At 40.8% G+C, this 3,570-nt stretch carries 5 protein-coding genes; all 5 read left to right on the top strand.

What is annotated here, in order from left to right; translation table 11 throughout:
• The coding region (locus CH76_RS13045) for an NUDIX domain-containing protein (RefSeq protein WP_036147223.1) at positions 1 to 349 on the top strand (349 nt) is incomplete at its 5' end.
• Positions 350 to 364: 15 nt separating this feature from the next.
• Positions 365 to 1,249 (top strand): RNase adapter RapZ, encoded by an 885-nt coding sequence (gene rapZ, locus CH76_RS13040; protein WP_152553345.1) that lies wholly within the window; start codon positions 365 to 367, stop codon positions 1,247 to 1,249.
• 3 nt (positions 1,250 to 1,252) lie between these two features.
• Entirely contained in the window at positions 1,253 to 2,245 is a 993-nt protein-coding gene (yvcK, locus tag CH76_RS13035; protein ID WP_036147219.1) for a gluconeogenesis factor YvcK family protein, read from the top strand.
• A gap of 27 nt (positions 2,246 to 2,272) precedes the next feature.
• A complete protein-coding gene (gene whiA, locus CH76_RS13030) occupies positions 2,273 to 3,220 on the top strand; it encodes a DNA-binding protein WhiA (RefSeq protein ID WP_036147217.1) in 948 nt (315 codons plus the stop codon).
• Between the two features lie 15 nt (positions 3,221 to 3,235).
• A complete protein-coding gene (locus CH76_RS13025) occupies positions 3,236 to 3,490 on the top strand; it encodes an HPr family phosphocarrier protein (protein WP_036147214.1) in 255 nt (84 codons plus the stop codon).
• Positions 3,491 to 3,570 lie beyond the last annotated feature (80 nt).

Genomic DNA, 3,570 nt, shown 5'->3' with positions numbered 1-3,570 from the left:
TGAAGCCGCGACACGAGAGTTTTTCGAAGAAACTAATGTTACAGCAAACAATGCTCATCTAAAGGGTGCGTATACTATGGTAATTAAAGAAGGCGACAAGGTAGTAGACGAATGGATGTTATATACATTTGTTACTACAGATATTACGGGAGAGCCCTTTGCCGAAACACGTGAAGGTACACTTGCTTGGCACCCGATTGAAGCACTTGAAACATTGCCAATGGCAGAAGGTGACCGTACGAATTTATTATTCGCAGTGTCCCATAAAGGTATGCAGTATGGTACATTTGAATATACAACGGATTTTGAGCTATTAAGCGAAAAAATTCAGAAATCGGAACAATCGTAAAGGGGTCGGGGTATAGTGGAAAACCAACACACAGCAAATGAGTTAGTTATTATTACAGGGATGTCAGGAGCAGGTCGTACGGTAGCGATTCAAAGTTTTGAAGACTTAGGTTACTATTGTATTGATAATTTACCGCCTGTTTTACTAACCACCTTTTTAACGCTACTACATGATTCGGATAAGAGTAACTTCCGTATTGCAGCAGTAATGGATATGCGTGGTGGCGTATTTTTTGATGAGTTAATTGCAGCACTAGATTTACTCATGCAGGAGGAGGACGTTAAGGTACGTATTTTATACTTAGACGCAACAAATGATACCTTGGTACGTCGCTACAAAGAAACACGTCGCTCGCACCCACTTGCCCCAAGCGGGCTCCCATTAGAGGGAATCCAAAAAGAACGCAAGCTACTATCTGAAGTTAAGGGCCGTGCTGATTCGGTCTATAACACTTCAGGTATGAAGCCTCGTGAGCTACGCGAAAAAATACAGCGCGAGTTTGCAAGTGTTACTACACCAGTATTTACGGTGAATGTTATGTCATTTGGCTTTAAGCATGGCATGCCAATTGATGCTGATTTAGTGTTTGATGTTCGCTTTTTAAAGAACCCTTATTATGTAGAAGATTTACGTCATAAAACAGGGCTACAAACAGAGGTTTCTTCTTATGTACTTGCCCTGCCCGAAACCCAACAATTGATTGAAAAATTAAAAGATTTATTTAGTTTTATGATTCCTCTATACAAGGAGGAAGGTAAATCGCAATTAGTCATTGCTTTTGGCTGTACAGGTGGGCAACATCGTTCGGTAACGCTAGCCGAGTATTTTGGTAATGTGCTAGCTAAAAATGATATGACAGTTATAACTCACCGCGATATTGAATTAAGAAAGAAGGTATAAGCCATGCGAAAGAACCCAATCAAGCTGGTTGTAATTGGTGGTGGCACAGGGCTATCCACCTTACTGCGTGGCTTAAAGCGCTTTCCGTTTGATATTACGGCGATTGTGACAGTAGCCGATGACGGTGGCTCATCAGGTCGTTTGCGTGATGATTATGATATTCCACCGCCAGGCGATGTCCGCAACGTCATTGCAGCGCTGTCAGATGTAGAGCCGTTAGTAGAGCAAATGTTTCAATATCGTTTTTCTAATTCAGATGATTTATATGGGCATTCATTAGGCAATTTAATGCTGACAGCTCTTACTGATATTACGGGTGACTTTAGCTATGCGATTAGCGAAATGAGTCGTGTGCTCCAAGTACATGGGCATGTGCTACCCGCTGCTAATAAAAAAGTGACATTAAGTGCCGAGCTTGAAGATGGTACGATTATTACAGGAGAATCAAAAGTGCCGACTGCGGAATCGCGCATTAAGCGCGTTTTTTTAGAACCTGAAAATGTGAAACCGTTACCAGCCGCAATCCGTGCGATTGAACGTGCGGATTTAATTTTACTTGGGCCTGGTAGCTTATATACAAGCATTATTCCTAATTTGTTAGTGAAAAATATTAGCCGTGCCTTATTACGTACCCGTGCGCCCAAATTGTACATTTGCAATTTAATGACCCAACTGGGCGAAACGATAGGGTATAATGCAGAAGACCATATTAATGCATTACATGATCATGTAGGTACACCGTTTATTAATGCTGTGCTCGTTAATGATTTGGAACAGTCCACATTAACAGAAACAATTTGCTCACTTGGAAAGGTCAAGCCTGTTACATATAATGAACAGCGTTTAACGGAGCAGGGCATAAAAGTGATTAAGCGTGATATTGCATTAATTCGTGAAGATACACTATGCCATGAGGCTAATGAAGTAGCGAAGTGGCTTTATGAATATATGCTCAAGGAAACACAATTGCCTCACAAAAAAAGTAGGCTACTATAATAGATGTCCTAGAAAGGAGGGGGCGCTATGTCATTCGCTTCAGAAACGAAAAAGGAATTAACGTTAATTGATGCTGATTTAACATGCGCGAAGGCTGAAGTATCAGCGCTTATTCGTATGAATGGTTCATTATCGTTTTCTAATCGTCAGTTGAGTTTAGATATTCAAACTGAAAATGCAGCGATTGCACGACGTTTATATACGAACTTAAAAAAGCTCTATACGTATAATGTAGAGTTACTCGTACGACGTAAAATGCGATTGAAGAAAAATAATGTATATATTTGTCGTGTGCGTGATGGTGCAAGAGAGCTATTAATTGATTTACATATCCTCACGGAGGACTTTCAATTTGCTAACCAAATCGCGTCTACACTCATACCAAAGACGATGCAAAAGCGTGCGTACTTACGCGGCGCTTTTTTAGCGGGAGGTTCAGTTAATAATCCTGAGACGTCCGCCTACCATTTAGAGGTATACTCATTGTATAAGGAACATAGCGAGGGCTTAATGCAAATTATGAATGAGTTTGACCTTAATGCTAAAACCATTGAGCGTAAAAAGGGTTTTGTCACCTACTTAAAGGAAGCCGAAAAAATTTCTGACTTCCTAAGCTTAATTGGTGCTCACCAAGCAATGATGCGTTTTGAGGATGTACGGATTTTACGCGATATGCGCAATAGCGTAAACCGTATTGTAAACTGCGAGACAGCCAACCTCAATAAAACCATTGGTGCCTCAGTACGTCAGGTCGAAAATATTAAATATATTGATCGCACGATTGGCATTGACCAATTGCCTGAGCGTTTACAAGAGATTGCACGCTTACGTGTTGCGTATAAAGAGGTATCGTTAAAAGAATTAGGCGAAAAACTATCGTCAGGCACTGTTAGTAAGTCAGGTGTTAACCATCGCTTACGTAAAATAGATGAAATTGCGGATTCGCTACGCCGAGGGGAAAGCGTGTACCGCTAAAGGAGAGAGCTAGAGATGTATGAAAAAGAAGTAAGTGTACAATTAAAGGTAGGTTTACAAGCGCGTCAAGCCGCACATTTTGTACAACAGGCTAATCGTTTCCGTTCAGAAGTATTTTTACAAAAGGGCGATAAACGTGTTAACGCTAAGTCGATTATGGGCGTTATGAGTTTAGCTGTAGCAAAGGATACTACAATTATTTTAGCTGCAGATGGTGACGACGAAAAAGACGCGGTAGAAGCACTAGCCCAATTTATTTCAGAGAACTAAAAAAAATCCCTTCAGCCTTGAGTTAGGCTGAAGTGACCCCTAAAAGTTAGACACTGTTATTTCACTTAGGCAGCTTGGGT

It is taken from the genome of Lysinibacillus sp. BF-4 (genome assembly GCF_000743635.1).
Taxonomy (GTDB): Bacteria; Bacillota; Bacilli; order Bacillales_A; family Planococcaceae; genus Metalysinibacillus; species Metalysinibacillus saudimassiliensis.
The sequence above is the reverse complement of the archived record's forward strand: the minus strand, read 5'-3'. Positions and strand labels throughout refer to the sequence as shown.